Origin of the sequence: Kitasatospora sp. NPDC058032, from assembly GCF_042885845.1 — a bacterium.
Classification (GTDB): domain Bacteria; phylum Actinomycetota; class Actinomycetes; order Streptomycetales; family Streptomycetaceae; genus Kitasatospora.
In genome coordinates this window covers 351,012-366,054 of the sequence record NZ_JBHVRK010000001.1, presented here as the reverse complement: position 1 = coordinate 366,054, position 15,043 = coordinate 351,012, and the positions used below count along the sequence as shown (strand labels likewise).

At 74.2% G+C, this 15,043-nt stretch carries 12 protein-coding genes; 2 read left to right on the top strand and 10 right to left on the bottom strand.

Features of this window, described 5'->3' with window-relative positions; all coding sequences use genetic code 11:
* The first annotated feature begins 8 nt into the window (after positions 1-8).
* Positions 9-1,424: a multidrug effflux MFS transporter gene (locus ACFVUH_RS01635; RefSeq protein ID WP_387910451.1), complete on the top strand. Its 1,416-nt coding sequence runs from the start codon at positions 9-11 to the stop codon at positions 1,422-1,424.
* Between the two features lie 207 nt (positions 1,425-1,631).
* Here ACFVUH_RS01635 and ACFVUH_RS01630 read toward each other — a convergent pair whose 3' ends face one another.
* From ACFVUH_RS01630 to ACFVUH_RS01585, 10 genes are all read right to left on the bottom strand, one after another.
* Positions 1,632-3,755, bottom strand: a complete 2,124-nt coding sequence (locus ACFVUH_RS01630; RefSeq protein ID WP_387910449.1) for a glycosyl hydrolase family 18 protein — start codon at positions 3,753-3,755, stop codon at positions 1,632-1,634.
* Between the two features lie 938 nt (positions 3,756-4,693).
* Positions 4,694-5,395, bottom strand: coding sequence for a hypothetical protein (locus ACFVUH_RS01625; protein ID WP_387910448.1), 702 nt, complete (start codon positions 5,393-5,395; stop codon positions 4,694-4,696).
* 83 nt (positions 5,396-5,478) lie between these two features.
* Complete coding sequence (locus tag ACFVUH_RS01620) at positions 5,479-6,453, bottom strand: ABC transporter substrate-binding protein (RefSeq protein ID WP_387910446.1); 975 nt, start codon at positions 6,451-6,453, stop codon at positions 5,479-5,481.
* A gap of 128 nt (positions 6,454-6,581) precedes the next feature.
* Positions 6,582-7,274, bottom strand: a complete 693-nt coding sequence (locus ACFVUH_RS01615; protein ID WP_355362909.1) for an ABC transporter permease — start codon at positions 7,272-7,274, stop codon at positions 6,582-6,584.
* A complete protein-coding gene (locus tag ACFVUH_RS01610; protein WP_355362911.1) occupies positions 7,271-7,939 on the bottom strand; it encodes an ABC transporter permease in 669 nt (222 codons plus the stop codon). Before ACFVUH_RS01610 ends, ACFVUH_RS01615 begins: the two co-directional genes overlap by 4 nt.
* Complete coding sequence (locus ACFVUH_RS01605; RefSeq protein WP_387910445.1) at positions 7,929-9,146, bottom strand: ABC transporter ATP-binding protein; 1,218 nt, start codon at positions 9,144-9,146, stop codon at positions 7,929-7,931. Before ACFVUH_RS01605 ends, ACFVUH_RS01610 begins: the two co-directional genes overlap by 11 nt.
* A 242-nt stretch (positions 9,147-9,388) precedes the next feature.
* Positions 9,389-9,775: a rhodanese-like domain-containing protein gene (locus ACFVUH_RS01600; protein ID WP_387910443.1), complete on the bottom strand. Its 387-nt coding sequence runs from the start codon at positions 9,773-9,775 to the stop codon at positions 9,389-9,391.
* Positions 9,769-10,326 carry a cysteine dioxygenase family protein gene (locus ACFVUH_RS01595; RefSeq protein WP_355362917.1) on the bottom strand — a complete coding sequence of 186 codons (558 nt, stop codon included), beginning with the start codon at positions 10,324-10,326 and terminating at the stop codon, positions 9,769-9,771. Before ACFVUH_RS01595 ends, ACFVUH_RS01600 begins: the two co-directional genes overlap by 7 nt.
* Positions 10,327-10,512: 186 nt before the next feature.
* Positions 10,513-10,593: a putative leader peptide gene (locus ACFVUH_RS01590; RefSeq protein ID WP_344330530.1), complete on the bottom strand. Its 81-nt coding sequence runs from the start codon at positions 10,591-10,593 to the stop codon at positions 10,513-10,515.
* A gap of 47 nt (positions 10,594-10,640) precedes the next feature.
* Positions 10,641-13,808 carry a hypothetical protein gene (locus tag ACFVUH_RS01585; protein ID WP_387910441.1) on the bottom strand — a complete coding sequence of 1,056 codons (3,168 nt, stop codon included), beginning with the start codon at positions 13,806-13,808 and terminating at the stop codon, positions 10,641-10,643.
* 392 nt (positions 13,809-14,200) lie between these two features.
* Between ACFVUH_RS01585 and ACFVUH_RS01580 the strand changes: the two genes are divergently transcribed.
* The gene (locus ACFVUH_RS01580; RefSeq protein ID WP_355362921.1) at positions 14,201-15,043 is read left to right on the top strand and encodes a nitrilase-related carbon-nitrogen hydrolase; all 843 of its coding nucleotides are present in this window, start codon (positions 14,201-14,203) and stop codon (positions 15,041-15,043) included.

Genomic DNA, 15,043 nt, shown 5'->3' with positions numbered 1-15,043 from the left:
GGAGCCCCATGCCTGGTCCGACCGCCGGTTCCGCCGGTTCCGCCGGTTCCGCCGGTTCCGCCGGCGACACGTCGACCGCCTCCGCCTCCGCCTCCGCCGCCTCGACCTCCGCCTCGATCCCTACCTCCACCTCCACCGACGCCGCGGCAGCCGTCGTCGCCGAGGCCGGCACCGCACCCACCGACGCCGTGACCGCCAAGACCCGGACGGACGGCGCCACGAGCGGCCGCGCCACCATCGGCGTCCTCGGCGGCCTGGTCGCCCTCGGCCCGCTCACCACCGACCTCTACCTGCCGGGCCTGCCCGCGATCGCCGACGACTTCGGCGCCGAACCGGCCGCCGTCCAGCTCACCCTCACCTTCTCGATGTTCGGTGTCGCGGCCGGCCAGCTGATCTTCGGACCGCTCAGCGACCGCTTCGGCCGCCGCCCGCCCCTGCTCGTCGGGCTCGTCCTCTACACCCTCGCCAGCCTCGTCTGCGTCATTGCGCCCAACCTGCCCGTGCTGATCGCCGCCCGCTTCGTCCAGGGCGCCGCGGGCGCCGCCGGACTGGTCATCGGCCGCGCCGTCGCCCGTGACCGCTTCGAGGGCGTCGCGATGATCCGCTTCCTCGCCTCGATCACCCTGATATCCGGCCTCGCCCCGATCCTCGCCCCGCTGTTCGGCGCGCAACTGCTGCGCGTGACCTCCTGGCGCGGCACCTTCGGCGCTCTGGTCGCCCTCGGCCTGCTGCTCGCCCTGGTGGCGTTCGGCGCACTGCGCGAAACCCTCCCGGCGTCCGCCCGGCGCGGCGGCGGCCTGGCCGCCACCCTGCGCACGATGGGCGGGCTGCTGCGCGACGTGCCGTTCCTCGGGCTGCTGCTCACCAGCACCTTCGCGTTCGGTGCGCTGTTCGGCTACATCAGCGGCTCGTCGGTGGTGCTGCAGCACGTCTACCACGTGTCGCCGCAGACCTACAGCCTGCTGTTCGGCCTCAACTCGGTGGCCATCGTCGCGTCCACCCAGCTGAACGGGCGGATCCTGGCGCCCCGGTTCGCCGCCGCCACGCTGATGCGGGCGGGCCTGGCGACACTGATTGCCGCCGGGACGGTCCTGTTCCTGGTCACCGCCGTCTGGGACGGCGGACTGATCGCCGTCTGCGGCTCGCTGTTCGTGATGATGGCCGGGCTCGGCGTCGTCCTGCCGAACTCGGCCGCGCGGGCGCTCAGCCAGGTCTCGCCGCAGGCCGCCGGCTCCGCCTCCGCGCTCCTCGGCACCGGCAACTTCCTGTGCGGAGCGGTCGTCGCCCCGCTCAGCAGCCTGGGCGGCAGCCCCTCGGCGGTGCTGCTCGCGGTCGTCGTGCTCAGCTGCGCGGTGCTCGCGGCGGCGTCCTACCTGCTGCTCCTGCGCCCGGGGCGGCCCGCTCCCGAGCCGGCCGCCGCCTGACCCGGAGCCGTACGGGTTCCGCCGGGGGGGGGGGCCCCCCCCCGGGGGCCCCCCCCCCCCCCCGGCGGGGGAGTGGAGCGGGGCGGGGCTGACAAGTGACAGTTGACGTTATCTGTCAGCTGATATCTGTCAGTTGTCAGTTGTCAGTTGTCATCTGTTAGCTTTCGACTGTCAGCCGTCCGTCATCCGTCCGCCGTCGTGCGGTCGTCAGGCGATCGAGAAGTCGTCGCCGTAGACGTTGCCCTGGCCGTACCAGCCGTGCAGGTACACGGTCACCGTGCCGGAGGCGCCGGTGGTGAACGGGACGCTGAGCTTGGTCCAGCCGGAGCCGCTGGTCCAGGCGGAACCGGTGGCGCCGCCGCTCACGCCGATGTAGGAGTAGTTGCCCTGGACCCAACCGGTCAGCGTGTACGCCTTGTTGGGCGCCAGCGTGACGGTCTGGGCGCACTCGCCGGTCTGCGACGCGGTGGCCGCGGCCTGCAGCGCGTAGGAGCCGGAGTGGACCGGGGTGCTCACCACGGAGCCGCCGGCCTGGCAGGTCCACGGACCCAGGCTGCCGGTCTCCAGACCGCCGTTGGCGAGACCGCCGGGCGGGGTGACCCCGGTGACGGTCAGCGTGTAGGTGGCGGCGTGGCTGCCGGAGGCGGCGGTGCCGGTGACGGTGAGCGGGTACGTGCCGGGGACGGTGGTGGCCGCGGTGTTGACGGTCAGCGTCGCGGGCGAACCGGCGGTGACGCTACCGGGGTTGACCGTGGCGGTGACGCCGGCGGGAGCGCCGCTCACGCTGAGGGCCACGCTCTGCGCGGAGCCGGAAACGACCCCGGTGTTGACGGTGGCGCTGGCGGACGAGCCCGCCGCGACCGAACCGGCGGTCGGGTTCACGCCGACCGAGAAGTCGTTGCCCGGCTGGGTGCCCGACACGGTCAGCGTGTAGGTGGCGGTGTGGACGCTGCCGGTGGCGGTGGCCTTGCCGGTGACGGTGAGCGGGTAGGTGCCCGGGACGGTGGTGGCCGCGGTGTTGACGGTCAGCGTCGCCGGCGTGCCGGCGAGGACGCTGCCGGGGTTGACCGTGGCGGTGACGCCGGCGGGCGCGCCGCTCACGCTGAGGGTCAGGCTCGGCGCGGTGCCGGAGGGCGAACCGGGCGTGGTGATCTCGGCGGTGGCGACGGTGGCGGTGGTCGACGAACCGGCCGCCACGGTGCCCGATCCGGGGTTCACGGTGATCGAGAAGTCGCTGTTCGGCGGGTAGTTGCTGGTGAACGGCGCGAAGATCTTGCTGAAGTCCCAGTTGTTCTGCTGGATCCCGGAGCAGTCGTCGCGTCCGCCGACACCGGGGCACTTGCCGGTGTCGCGCTGCAGCGCCCAGAACGACAGCGTGTTGATGCCCTTGGAGAGGGCCCAGTTGTAGACCGAGGTCGCGTTGGCCAGCGTGAAGGTCTCCGCCGCACCGAAGTCGTCGATGCCGGGCATCTCGATGATGCCGATGGAGTTCCAGAGCTGCGCGGGCGTCCGGGTCGGGTACAGCTTGGCCAGCTGGTTGTACAGGCCCGTCACCGCGGTCTGGGTGTCGACGGCCATGTCGTGCGTGGCGTTGTCGTAGTAGTCGAAGGTCATCAGGTTGACGACGTCGATCCGCGCGTTGTTGGCGACGGCGTTCTTCAGCAGTGCGATGCCGTTGGCGGCGGGGCCGCTGGTCGTCGTGGGCAGCGTGTAGGCGAACTGGATCTGCCGGCCGTTGGCGGCGGCCCAGTCCTGCGTCAGCTTGATCGCCTTGTTGCGGCGGTCGACGCCCGCGGAGTTGTCCAGCGAGTCGGCCTCGATGTCGAGGTCGATCCGGCTGATGTCGTACGTGGTGATGAGCTTCTGGTAGGCGGCGGCGATCTGGTTGACGTCGGTGCAGCTGTCGGCCAGTTCGGTGCCGGTGGTGTCGGCGGTGTAGCCGCCGAACGACGGGATCACGTCGCCGCCGTTGGCCCGGATGGTGGCGAAGTCGGCGCCGAAGGACGACTGCGCGATCGGCAGCGCGGTGTTGCCGTTCCAGTACGGGGTGCAGGAGCCCTTGGTGGCGGTCTGCAGGAACGCCATCGTCAGGTGCTTGGCGCCGGACTGGGCGGACAGCGCGGCGGGGCTCTCGCCGGTCCAGGACTCGAAGTACGGGGCGAAGACCCTTGTGGGCAGCGGGGCCGCGGCGGTGACCGAGGAACCGGCCGCGACGGTGGCCGGGCTCGTGGGGGCCGCGCCGGCCGTCGTCGCGCCGGCGACCAGGCCGGCCGAGGCGACGAGCGTGGCGCAGGCCGCCAGAGCGGCCTGGACTGTTCGGTGTAGACGCATGGATTCTCCAACAGACGTGGTGGGGCATGGCGTTGGTGAAGCGTGCGGAACTGCGCTGCGGACCTGCGGGGGAGTGCGGGGGAGTGCGGGGGCGTGCGGAACCCCTCGTAGGGGAGGGGGCCGTGCGGCGGAACGGTGGCGCGGGGGTGTGCGAATCCCGCAAGCACGCGCACGGACGGGCGGCGTGCGCGGACGCGCGTACGCCGTGGCGGGGCCTGGGGGCGGAGCGGAGCAGGGCAGGGCAGTGCCTCAGCCGCCGGTGGTCACACCCCCACAGTGCATCCCGGTCGGATCGACATGCCTATGGTTGGACTAGACCAGTCGTCTGTCAAGAGTCTTTACAGTTCGTCAGCGAAGCAGCGTGGTGCCGAGGTTGGCCGACGGATGGTCAACCGCCAACAAACCGGTTGTGGCCCGGTCGCCCGCTCCGACATCATCGGGGCATGCGAGACCTCGACTGGAAGTTCGACAGAGAGGGCGCCTGCCGCCCGCACGGGTGAGCACCCGGCCCCCGGGTCGCGACCCGCCGGCGTCGGCGCGCGACGGCCGGACCAAGTCCGTTCTCTTCCACGCCTGTTCATCCGTTCTGCCGCTCTCCTGCGTTCCGCCCGCCCGCCGACTCTCCCGGGCGCGCGTCCACGCGGAACGCCCCTCACTCCGAAGTGCCCGCCACCGGGCGCCCGCCCGCGTACCGCCGCTCCCGTGCGGCCTGACATCCGCAGCCGCGCGACGTGCGCCCCATGCTCACGCGTCTCACGTTTGCCGACCCCTGGAAAGGAGGAACCCGTGGACTACTTCATCGCGTCCGACGACAAGGACACCGCCTGGAGCCTCGTCTGAGTCGGGGTTTGTGCCGTGGCCGCGCGGTGGTCGTCGCGCGCGGCCACGGTGGCCCGGAGCTCAGGACACCGGGCCGTTCGGGGGGCTCGCCGGGCGGTTCAGGCCGGCGGGCAGAGGGTGGTGCGCAGCGCGTCCAGGATCTTGTCCGCCTTCTCCGGTCCGAAACCCTGGGGGTGGGTGGGATCCGTGAAGCGCTGGTTGACCAGGTCGATCAACTTGGCCCGGTCCTTCGGGAACTGAAACATCGACTGGCACTGGTTGCGGGCCCGTTCGACGGCCTGCTCGGGCTGTCCGCCGACGATCGCCGGGTCGATCGCCTGCAGGGCGGCGACCAGCTGTGCGGTGACGTCGGCGGCCGGCTCGGCCGGCAGCCCGGCGTCGGAGGGCGGCGCCGGCTTCGGGGCCGCCGGGGGTTCGGCGGGGGAGTCGGTCGGGGGTCCGGTCGGGGAGCCGGCGGCCGGTGCGGAGCCCGTGGTCCCCGGGGAGGGCGGGCCGGCGGACGGCTGCGCGGTCGCCGTCGCGGCGGTGGGCCCGGAGGCGTCGGCGGAGCCCGGCGTCGCGGTCGTCGCGGGCGGAGCGGGGGCCGCCGAGGGGGCGTCGGACGCGGCGGTTCCGCTCGCCGGACCGGTCGCCGGACCGGCTGTTGGGCCGGTCGCGGATGCGGTCGCGGTCGCGGTCGCTGTGGCGGTCGCGGTGGCCCCGGCCGCGGTGGCGCCGGAGTCCGAGCCGGAGCCGGAGCACGCGGCGAGGCTCACCGCGGCGCAGGCCGTGAGGGTGGCGGCGAGGAGACGAGTGCGCATGCCGTCACCCTGTCATGTCCGCGCCGCTCAAGGGAAGATCTGCCGGGCCCGGGATCGGCTCCCGGGCCCGGCGTCCGGCCGGGTCAGGACAGCCCGTTGCTCTTCAGCCAGTCCTTGGCGACCGCCGACGGGTCCTCCTTGTCGACCGCGACCTTCTTCATCAGCGCCAGCAGCCCCGGCGTGTCCAGCTTGGCGGACACCGCGTTGAGCGCGGCGGTCGCCGTCGTGTCCACCTTGGCCTTGTTGACCAGCGGCGTCACGTTCTGGGCGGCGAACAGGTTCTTCGGGTCGGTCAGCGGGACGAGCTTCAGCTGTGTGATCTTCGGGTCGGTGGAGAAGACGTTGCCGACCTGCACCGAGCCGTCCTTGACCGCGTTGGCCGTGGTGTCGCCGGTCGACTTCCACTCCTTGAACGTCACGCCGTAGACGTCCTTGAGCGGCTGCTCCTGGCGCGACTTGAACTCCGGCGGACCGCCGATGGTGAACTCGCCCGCCTTGCCGGCCAGGTCGGTGATCGACTTCAGCCCGTACTTGTCGGCCGTCTCCTGGCTGACGCTCAGGGTGTCCTTGTCCTCGGCGGGGGAGGAGTCCAGGATCGCGAGCGTGGCCGGCAGCGACTTGGCCAGCGCGGCGTTGACCGAGGCGGTGGTCGGGTCGGTCGACCTGTTGCCCAGGTAGGCGAGCAGTGAGCCGTTGTACTCGGGCAGCACGGACAGGCTTCCGCTCTGCACCTGGTCGTAGAGCACCTCGCGGCTGCCGATGTTGAACTTCTCCTCGACCTTCACACCCTTGGCCTTGAGCGCCTGCGAGTAGATCGAGCCGAGCAGCACGTTCTCGGGGAAGTTGGCCGAGCCGACCACGACCGTCCCGCCGGCCGCGGCACCCGCGGAGGTGCTGCCGGCGGGCGCCGGGGCCGCCGAGCCCTTGCCGCCCAGCGGGTCGTCGCCGGAGGAGGAGCAGGCCGTCGCGGCCAGCGCGAGCGCGGCGAGGGCGGCCAGGGCGGCAGTGCGACGGCCGGCCGTCACCGCTCTCAGCGGTGCGGATGCGGATGTCGACATGGTGATTGGTGTCCTTTCGGGGTGGACGTCACGGTCGGGCGAGGGAAGTGGCGATGGAGACGGCACGGAGGCGGTTGAGGAAGCCGGCGAGGGAGCCGGGGTGGCGATACGCAGGGCAGTCGGCACGGTCACGTCGGCTGCCGGGCCGCGGCCAGCTGCTGGGCGCGCAGTCCGGGCGGGAGCGCGTACCGGGCGAGCAGGGCGAAGAACGCCTGGGCCCCGACGGCGAGCAGCACGACCAGCAGCGCGCCGCCGATCGTCATCGCGTAGTCCCGGGTGGCCAGCCCGTCGACGACGTACCGGCCGAGACCGCCGAGCCCGACGTACGCGGCCACCGTCGCCGTCGCGATGACCTGCACGGTCGCGGTCCGGAAGCCGGCCAGCAGGGTCGGCAGCGCCGACGGCACGCAGACCTGCCACAGCACCTGCGGGTGCGTCAGCCCGACGCCGCGCGCCGCGTCCCGCACGTCCGGGTCGGTGCCGCGCACCCCCTCGACGGCGGCGACCAGCAGCGGCGGCGCGGCCAGCGCGACCAGCGGAACCAGCACGGCGGTGTCGCCGACCCCGGCGAGCAGCACCGCCAGCGTCACCAGGCCGAGCGTGGGCAGGGCACGGGCGGCGCCGGCCAGCGCGGTCACCACGGTGACGCCGCGCCCGGTGTAGCCGATCAGCAGCCCGAGCGGGACGGCCAGCAGCGCGGCGAAGAGCAGCGCCTCGCCGGAGAACAGCAGGTGCTCGGCGATCCGGTGCGCGATCGAGTTCGGACCGCTGCGGCGGTCCGGGTCGGAGAAGAAGTCCCCGAGCCAGGTGAGCCAGTTCACCGGCCCGCTCCCTTCTCCCGCACGGCCCAGGGCGCCAGCAGTCGGCGGGCGCCGACCAGCAGCAGGTCCACGGCCAGCGCGAGCGCGGCGATCAGGACGATCCCGGCCACGATCGGGGTCGGGAAGGTGCGCTGGAAGCCGTCGACGAACAGGTAGCCGAGCCCGCCGCGCCCGACCAGCGCGCCCACCGAGGCCAGCGAGATGCTGGAGACGGCCGCCACCCGCAGACCGGCCACCAGGTAGGGGACGGCAGCGGGCAGTTCGACGGCGGCCAGCCGGTGCCACGGCCCGTACCCCATCGCGGTCGCGGCCTGCCGCACCGGGTCGGGCACGGCGCGCAGCCCGTCCACCGTGGTGGGCAGCAGCACGGCGAGCGCGTAGAAGGTGAGCGGGATCATCACGGTCGCCTGGGTGGCCAGCCCGGTGTAGGGGATGAGCACCACGAAGACGGCCAGCGAGGGCAGCGCGTAGACGATGTTGAAGACGGCGGCGAGCGGCTGGTAGAGGCGTGGGTAGCGGGTGCAGGCCAGCCCGAGCGGGATCGCCAGCAGCAGGCCGATCAGCACCGGGAGCAGCGCGATGGCGGCGTGGTCGGCGAGCAGGTCGCCGAGGTAGCCGAGGTGGTCACCGATCCAGTACCAGCGGATGATCGGTTCATCGTCCACCGGTCGCTCCGTCCTTCTCGGCCTCGGCCGCCGCGGCCCGGTCCGCCGTGAGGGCGGCGTCGGCAACGGCAACGGCAGCGGTATCGGCGTCCGCGTCGTCGGCGACAGCGGCCGGGATCGGGGACGGGGCGGGGCGGGCCGCGAGCGCGGCCAGCACCGCCTCGCGGTCGGCGGTGCCGGTCACCCGGCCGTCGGTGTCCAGGGCGACCGCGATCCCGGCGGGGGAGAGCACGGCGGCGTCCAGCGCGGCGCGCAGCGTGTCGGCCTCGGGCCGGAACCCGGGCGCCGGGTGGAGGGTGGCTCCCGCGGCGTCCCGGTCGATCCACCCGATCGGGCGGCGCTCGTCGTCCAGCACGAGCTCCCACCCACCGAAGCGCGCCCCGCTTGCCCCGCCGTTCGCGCGGCCACCCGGTCCACCCGGTCCGCCCGGTATCGGCCGGACGGCCACGGCCGTGGCGGACCGCAGCCCGAGCCCGCGCAGGCCCCGGTCACGGCCGAGGAAGGCGGCGACGTCCGCGTCGGCGGGCGCCGTCAGCAGGGTGTGCGGGTCCGCCAGCTGGGCGATCCGGCCGTGCTCGCGCAGCACCACCACCTGGTCGCCGAGCCGGACGGCCTCCTCGATGTCGTGCGTCACGAACAGCACCGTCTTGTGCAGCTCGGACTGCAGGCGCAGCAGCTCCTCCTGGAGCCCGGCCCGCACCACCGGGTCGACGGCGCTGAACGGCTCGTCCATCAGCAGCACCGGCGGGTCGGCGGCCAGCGCCCTCGCCACGCCGACGCGCTGCTGCTGGCCGCCGGAGAGCTGGAACGGGTAGCGCTTGGCGGTCTCCGGGGCGAGTCCGACCAGGTCGAGGAGCTCGGCCGCCCGTGCCCGGGCCTTCTTGCGGTCCCAGCCGAGCAGGTACGGGACGGTCGCCACGTTGTCGATCACCCGGCGGTGCGGGAACAGCCCGGCCTGCTGGATCACGTACCCGATGCCGCGCCGCAGCTTGGCCGGATCCAGCGCCGCCACATCGGTGCCGTCCAGCAGGACCCGGCCCGAGGTCGGCTCGACCATGCGGTTGACCATCCGCAGCAGGGTGGTCTTCCCGCAGCCGGACGGTCCGACCAGCACGGTCGTGCGACCGGTGGGAACGTCGAGGTCGAGGCCCTCGACGGCGACCGTGCCGTCGGGGTGGCGCTTGCCCGCGCCGTCGAATCTGATCACGGGGGTGTTCCTCGTCTCGGCGGTCCCCGGCGGCGGCGCCGATGGTGTCGTCTGGCGGTCTGTCGGTCTCGGTGGGTGGGCCTGTCGGTCGCGTGACTGCCCGCCATGGCGGCGGTGGAAACTCTGATCAGCCTATGACCTGATGACCCTGGTGTCCCTGATTTACCAGCCGTGGTCGGATCCGGCGGGTGTCGCGGCCCGCGCGGATCCGACCACCGGCCGGGGTGGCGGTGTCGGCCCGCTCACCCTCCCTGACGGGTCGGCAGCCCGGCCGCCGCCCAGCCGACGAACCCGCCGTCCAGGTCGGTCGCGCGGTGCAGGCCCAGTTCGCGCAGCGACGCCGCCGCCAGGCTGGAGGCGTACCCCTCCGAGCAGACCAGGATCACCTCCAGGTCGTACCCGGTGGCCTCCGGGATCCGGTGACCGCCCGTCGGATCCAGCCGCCACTCCAGCACATTGCGCTCGATGATCAGCGCGTCGGGGATCTCGCCCTCGGCCGCGCGCTGCGCCGCCGGGCGGATGTCCACCAGCAGGGCGCCGTCGCGGTGCGCGCGGTGGGCCTCCTCGGCGCCGGGCCGGTGGACGCCCTCGCGAGAGCGGGCGAGCAGGTCGTCGATCGTGGTCACCACTGGTCGGGTCCTTCCTCGGAGGTGCGGACCAGGCCGCCGGCCCGCAGTTCGTAGTGCGCCATGGAGTTGAGCGGCGGCGAGTAGGCGTGCAGCGTCACGGCGGGGCCGGACGCGGTGTTGCGGACGTCGTGCACGTAGTCGGGGCCGAACGCGCGGGCGGTGCCGGACTGGATGCGCCGGATCAGCAGGCCCTGCTCGGGGCCGCCCAGCGACAATTCCTCCAACTCTCCCAGCGCGACGGTGAACGCGCCGCGCGAGCCGCCGTGGTCGTGGAAGCCGGTGGACTGGCCGGGCAGCCAGCTGATCAGCCAGACCTCGTGGTCCTCGTCGGCGGCGAGCCGGCGGTACCAGCGCTCCTCGGTGGAGAGCCGCACGTGGTGGATCCACTGCTCGGGCTGTTCGGCCAGCTCGCGGACGATCGTCCGCAGGGTGTTCGGGGTGAGCGGCGCGCGGGTGTCCCCGGCGGGTGCGGTGCCCGGAGCCGGGGGCGGGGCCGGGGCGGGCGTGTCGGGTGCGGTCGTGGGCGTCTCGGGGGCGAGGTTCAGGCTCATGCGGGCGTCCTCGGGAAAGGCGGGAGGGGAACGGAGACGTGGCGGCGCACGCACCGGACCGCACCGGTGGGACACCGGCGGACGGCACGCTCACGCCGGGCGAAGGCGCGTCAGGAAGACGGGTGTGGCTGTGCGGCGCGAACCCTGGGGGACGTCACAGGGCGGGGCCGAGGGGGAAGGGAAAGATCAACAACAGGCACAGATGGAACTCGCCTGGCGCCGGAGGTCGACGTGCAGGCGGCAGACCAGAGTGGTGCCGGAGTCCATGTGCCGGATCCTTCCCGACGGAAGCGGCAGGAGTCAAGCGAGCACCGTCACAGCTGCCCGTTGCGCCCCTGGTCGGGCGCGGTGGCGCCCCGCTCCGCGCCGGGCGCCCGGCCGGGCCCCGGCACGCTCCCCGTCCGGTCAGGCCCCCGGCCCTGGGCCTTGCGGTCCGGCGCCGGCATCGGCGCCGCTGTCGGGGCTGGTGCCGGCGCCGGACCGGCGGCTCCCGCCGACCCTGACCCCGACCTCGACCCCGGCCCGGCCCCCGACGCCCCCGACGCCCCCGACCCCGCCGCCTCGGCCTCCGCCAGGGCCGCCGCGACCGCCGGCGCGGCCTGCTCACCCAGGTACCGGCCGAGCGTCTGGTACGCGTCGAACTGCCGGTGGTCGAACCACTGGTCGCCGGCGCCGTCGTCCGGGAACGCCGGATCGGCCACCGCGTACGCGTGCAGCTCGTACGGCATGCCGGGGGTGAGTACGGCCTGAGCGACGATCAGCGTGCCGTGCCGGGCCATCGCGTCCGGCGGGGCGCCGGCCTCCCCGAGCTCCAGCGGCCACGGGTAGGTGATGTCGCCGACCACCACCGCCCGGGCCGAGAGCCGGTCGGCCAGCCGCGCCGCCAGACCGCGCAACGGCGGCTGGCCGCTCCCCCCGCGCCCGCCGCCGCCCCCGGCACTGCCCGGTACCAGCAGCTCCGGCTCGCGCAGCGTGATCGCGATGCCCAACTCCTCCCGCGCCAGGGTGATCGCCGCCGCGAGCGCGCCCGCGAAGGCGGAGTCGCCGCTCGCGTCGATGCACACCGCCGTCCGCACGCCGTGCCGCAGCAGTTCGACCAGGCCGAGGTTCTCGTAGTGCCCGCCGTCGGTGGTGAGCAGGAACCGCGCGTCCATCGGGTACCGGCCGCAGGCCTCCCGCAGCTGGTAGGAGAGCCGCCGGACGGCGGGCTGCGGCGCGTACCGCCAGTCCCGGTCGGCGGCCCAGAGCGGGGCGAGCGCCGCCGGATTGGGCAGCCAGGTGCCCAGCCGCGCGTTGGTCACCGCGAACAGCCCCTGGTAGGCGCGGGAGCGGCGGCCCATCGCGGAGGAGAACGCCGCGCCGGAGACGGCCATCGCGGACTGCACGGTGAGGTCCCGGGCGATGTGCCGCCGGGTGCGCCGCTCCAGCAGGTCGGTCCGCGCGTAGCCGACGTCCGGCCCGCCCACGTAGTCGTGCGAGAAGGTGAACGAGACCGCCCGCCGGCCCGGTGGCGTGCGCGCGCTGCCGGAGAGGTTCGCCGCCGCCGCGAAGATCACCTGGGGGAAGTCCGGCCGCCGGGTGCCGTAGTGGCTGAGTCGGGTCTGCTCGCGGAAGAAGTGGTACGGCCGGGCCAGCACCTCCCCGCCCCGGTCCGCACCGGCGTCCCCGCCCTCCTCCTCGACCACCCGCCGGACGGCGAAGGCCGAGGCGAGCCGGCGCCGGTAGAAGGGGTGCAGGCCCATCCAGGTCTGGTCGAGGTTGAGCCCCACCGTGACCAGGACCAGCGGCAGCAGGACCTGGATCGCGCGCGGCCAGCCGTGCCCGGTGGCCACCGCCCAGCCGAAGGTCAGCAGCGTGCCGAAGGTGAGCGCGATCAGCGCCGACCAGAGCACCAGGTACTCGGTGATCCGCCCGGTGAGGCCGCCCGTCCGCCGCCGCGCGCCGCCGCTCCGCACCCCGCGCAGCACTCCGCCGAGCACCGCCGCGCCCTGCTCGATGGCGTGCCGGCCGCGCCAGAGGATGCCCAGCAGCAGCGCCAGATAGCTGAGCAGCACGGTGAGGCTGATGCCGGCCCCGGTCTGCCGGGCACCGACCGCGAGCGCCCGCTGCAGTGCGACCGCGCCCCACGCCAGACCGGGAACGGCCAGCACGCCGACGGCGGTCAGCGCGGCCAGCGCGAGCGCGCCGTGCGAGAAACGGCGCAGCACGCGGGGCAGCGGGGTGTTCCAGCCGAGCCAGGAGAAGGTGAGCAGCCACAGCAGCCACCCGGTGGCGGCGGCCGCCAGCAGCCCGGCGAGCGCGAACGCGGCGGGGGAGACCACCGACGGCGGGCCGTCCAGGTCGGCGAGCGGCACCAGGTGGTAGAACCGGCTCAGGGCCAGGCCCAGCACCAGGACGGTGGCGAGCAGCAGGGAGAGCGCCGCGACCATGCCGCGCAGCAGGGTGCCGAGCGCCACCAGCCACTCGCCCGCGCCGTCCGCCAGGTACTTGGAGTGGCGCCGCAGGTGGTCCTCCTCGGGCGAGCCCGGTTCGAGCACGGTGTCGGAGTCCAGCCCGGAGCGGGCCCGGACCGGTCCGCCGGGCGCGGAGTCGCTGAGCGCCAGCTGCATCGCGCCGACGGTGTACCCGCCGCCGGAGACCGAGACCAGGTAGCGGGCCTGTTTCAGCCAGGGGCGCAGCGCCTGCAGCGCGCCGAGGGTGACGCAGGCGGCGCGGATGCCGCCGCCGGAGACGCAGAAGCCGAGCCGGGCGTGCTCGCGCCCGGGCGGCACCCGGGCGGCGTTGCGCCAGCGAGCGTGCCGGGCGAGCGGTGCGTGGGCCCTCGGGCCGGGTGGCCAGCGCCCGCCGCGCGCGGTCGCCACCGGCCACGGCGGGATCAGCGCCGGCCCCGTCCCGGCGCCTGCGCGCTCCTCCTCCGGCGGCCGGGGCAGCAGCGCCCGCACCGCCCGGTGCACGGTGGCGCTGCAGACGACGACCGCGACCGCGCCCGCGGGCGGGAGCAGCAGCCACTTGAGGGTGGCGAACGCGGCGGCCGCGGCGAACGGCGCGTCCCCGCCCGACGGTCCGGGGCCGGCGCGGCCCAGCCCGGCGGCCAGCAGGACGTCCTCGGCGAGGTCGCAGCCGCCGGCCAGCACCCCGGCCAGGCCCGCGACGAGCGCGGTCAGCCGCCAGTGCGCCCGGGTGAACACGTACCCCCCGAGCATCCCGGCCGCCGCCAGCGTCACCGCGAGGCCGCCGATCAGCCAGAGGTCGGCGTCCAGCGAGGCGCGGAAGACCGGGGCCCGCCCGGCGAGCACGGCCTCGGCGGCGGCCCGCGATCCGGCCAGCTGGAGTCGGACGTCCAGTGCGCCCTGGCCGGAGGGCGTGCGCTGGACGAACAGCAGCCACCCGAGCACCGCCGGCACCGGCACCCCGAACCCGAGCAGCACCCCGCCCCAGGCGGGCACCCGCACCGCGCCCCGCGCCCCCTCGGTCGTCCCCACCCGCCACCACCCCCTCCAGCCGCTGCGCGCCACCACCGCCGGTCGGCCGCCACCATCGGTCGACGGGCTCCTCCGGCGGCGGACCGGAGGAGCGTCACCGGCTTCTTGCCCCGAACAAGGCCGTCCCCCTCCCGGATTCACTCGAATGAGTAAGGAGTGCGCTCCCGGGGTAGATGAGCGTTTCATCCCACCTACGGGACCCCGCGTGTCCGCACACCAAGATCGCGTCGGCCGCCTGGCGTTCGACGTATTGTCAGGCGACCGGGGCCGGGCCTACGGTCGAGGCACCCAACCTTCTACGCACGTAGACATCCACCGCAGGCTGCACCGCCCGCCGACCCTCGAACCGCGGGCCCGCCCCCGGGACGGGCCGCGGAGTTGCGGAGGTACCCATGTCGCAGATCGTCCGTGCCGCCCTCGTCCAGACCCGCTGGACCGGCGACCAGGAGAGCATGATCGCCCTCCACGAGGGCTACGCCCGCGAGGCCGCCGCCCGGGGCGCGAAGATCCTCGGCTTCCAGGAGGTCTTCAACTCCCCGTACTTCTGCCAGGTCCAGGAGCCCGAGCACTACCGCTGGGCCGAGCCCGTCCCCGACGGCCCCACCGTGCGCCGGATGCGCGACCTCGCCCGCGAACTCGGCCTGGTCCTCGTCGTCCCCGTCTACGAGGAGGAGCAGCCCGGCGTCTACTACAACACCGCCGCCGTGATCGACGCCGACGGCAGCTACCTCGGCAAGTACCGCAAGCACCACATCCCGCAGGTCAAGGGCTTCTGGGAGAAGTACTACTTCAAGCCCGGCAACCTCGGCTGGCCGGTCTTCGACACCGCCGTCGGCAAGGTCGGCGTCTACATCTGCTACGACCGGCACTTCCCCGAGGGCTGGCGCGCGCTGGGCCTGGGCGGCGCGCAGATCGTCTACAACCCCTCCGCGACCAGCCGCAGCCTCTCCGCCTACCTCTGGCAGCTCGAACAGCCGGCCGCCGCCGTCGCCAACGCCTACTACGTGGCCGCCATCAACCGCGTCGGCACCGAGGAGTACGGCGACAACGACTTCTACGGCTCGTCCTACTTCGTCGACCCGCGCGGCCGGTTCGTCGGCGAGGTCGCCTCCGACAAGGAGGAGGAACTGGTCGTCCGCGACCTCGACCTCGGGGTCATCGAACAGGTCCGCCGGCAGTGGGCGTTCTACCGCGACCGCCGCCCCGAGGCCTACGGCCCGCTGACCGAGGCCTGA

Bases quoted from the DNA above. Each gene is read 5' to 3' on its own strand.
- ACFVUH_RS01595 (WP_355362917.1), bottom strand. From the start codon at position 10,326: ATGAGCCTGAACCTCGCCCCCGAGACGCCCACGACCGCACCCGACACG.
- ACFVUH_RS01635 (WP_387910451.1), top strand. From the start codon at position 9: ATGCCTGGTCCGACCGCCGGTTCCGCCGGTTCCGCCGGTTCCGCCGGT.
- ACFVUH_RS01580 (WP_355362921.1), top strand. From the start codon at position 14,201: ATGTCGCAGATCGTCCGTGCCGCCCTCGTCCAGACCCGCTGGACCGGC.
- ACFVUH_RS01620 (WP_387910446.1), bottom strand. From the start codon at position 6,453: ATGTCGACATCCGCATCCGCACCGCTGAGAGCGGTGACGGCCGGCCGT.
- ACFVUH_RS01630 (WP_387910449.1), bottom strand. From the start codon at position 3,755: ATGCGTCTACACCGAACAGTCCAGGCCGCTCTGGCGGCCTGCGCCACG.
- ACFVUH_RS01625 (WP_387910448.1), bottom strand. From the start codon at position 5,395: ATGCGCACTCGTCTCCTCGCCGCCACCCTCACGGCCTGCGCCGCGGTG.
- ACFVUH_RS01590 (WP_344330530.1), bottom strand. From the start codon at position 10,593: ATGGACTCCGGCACCACTCTGGTCTGCCGCCTGCACGTCGACCTCCGG.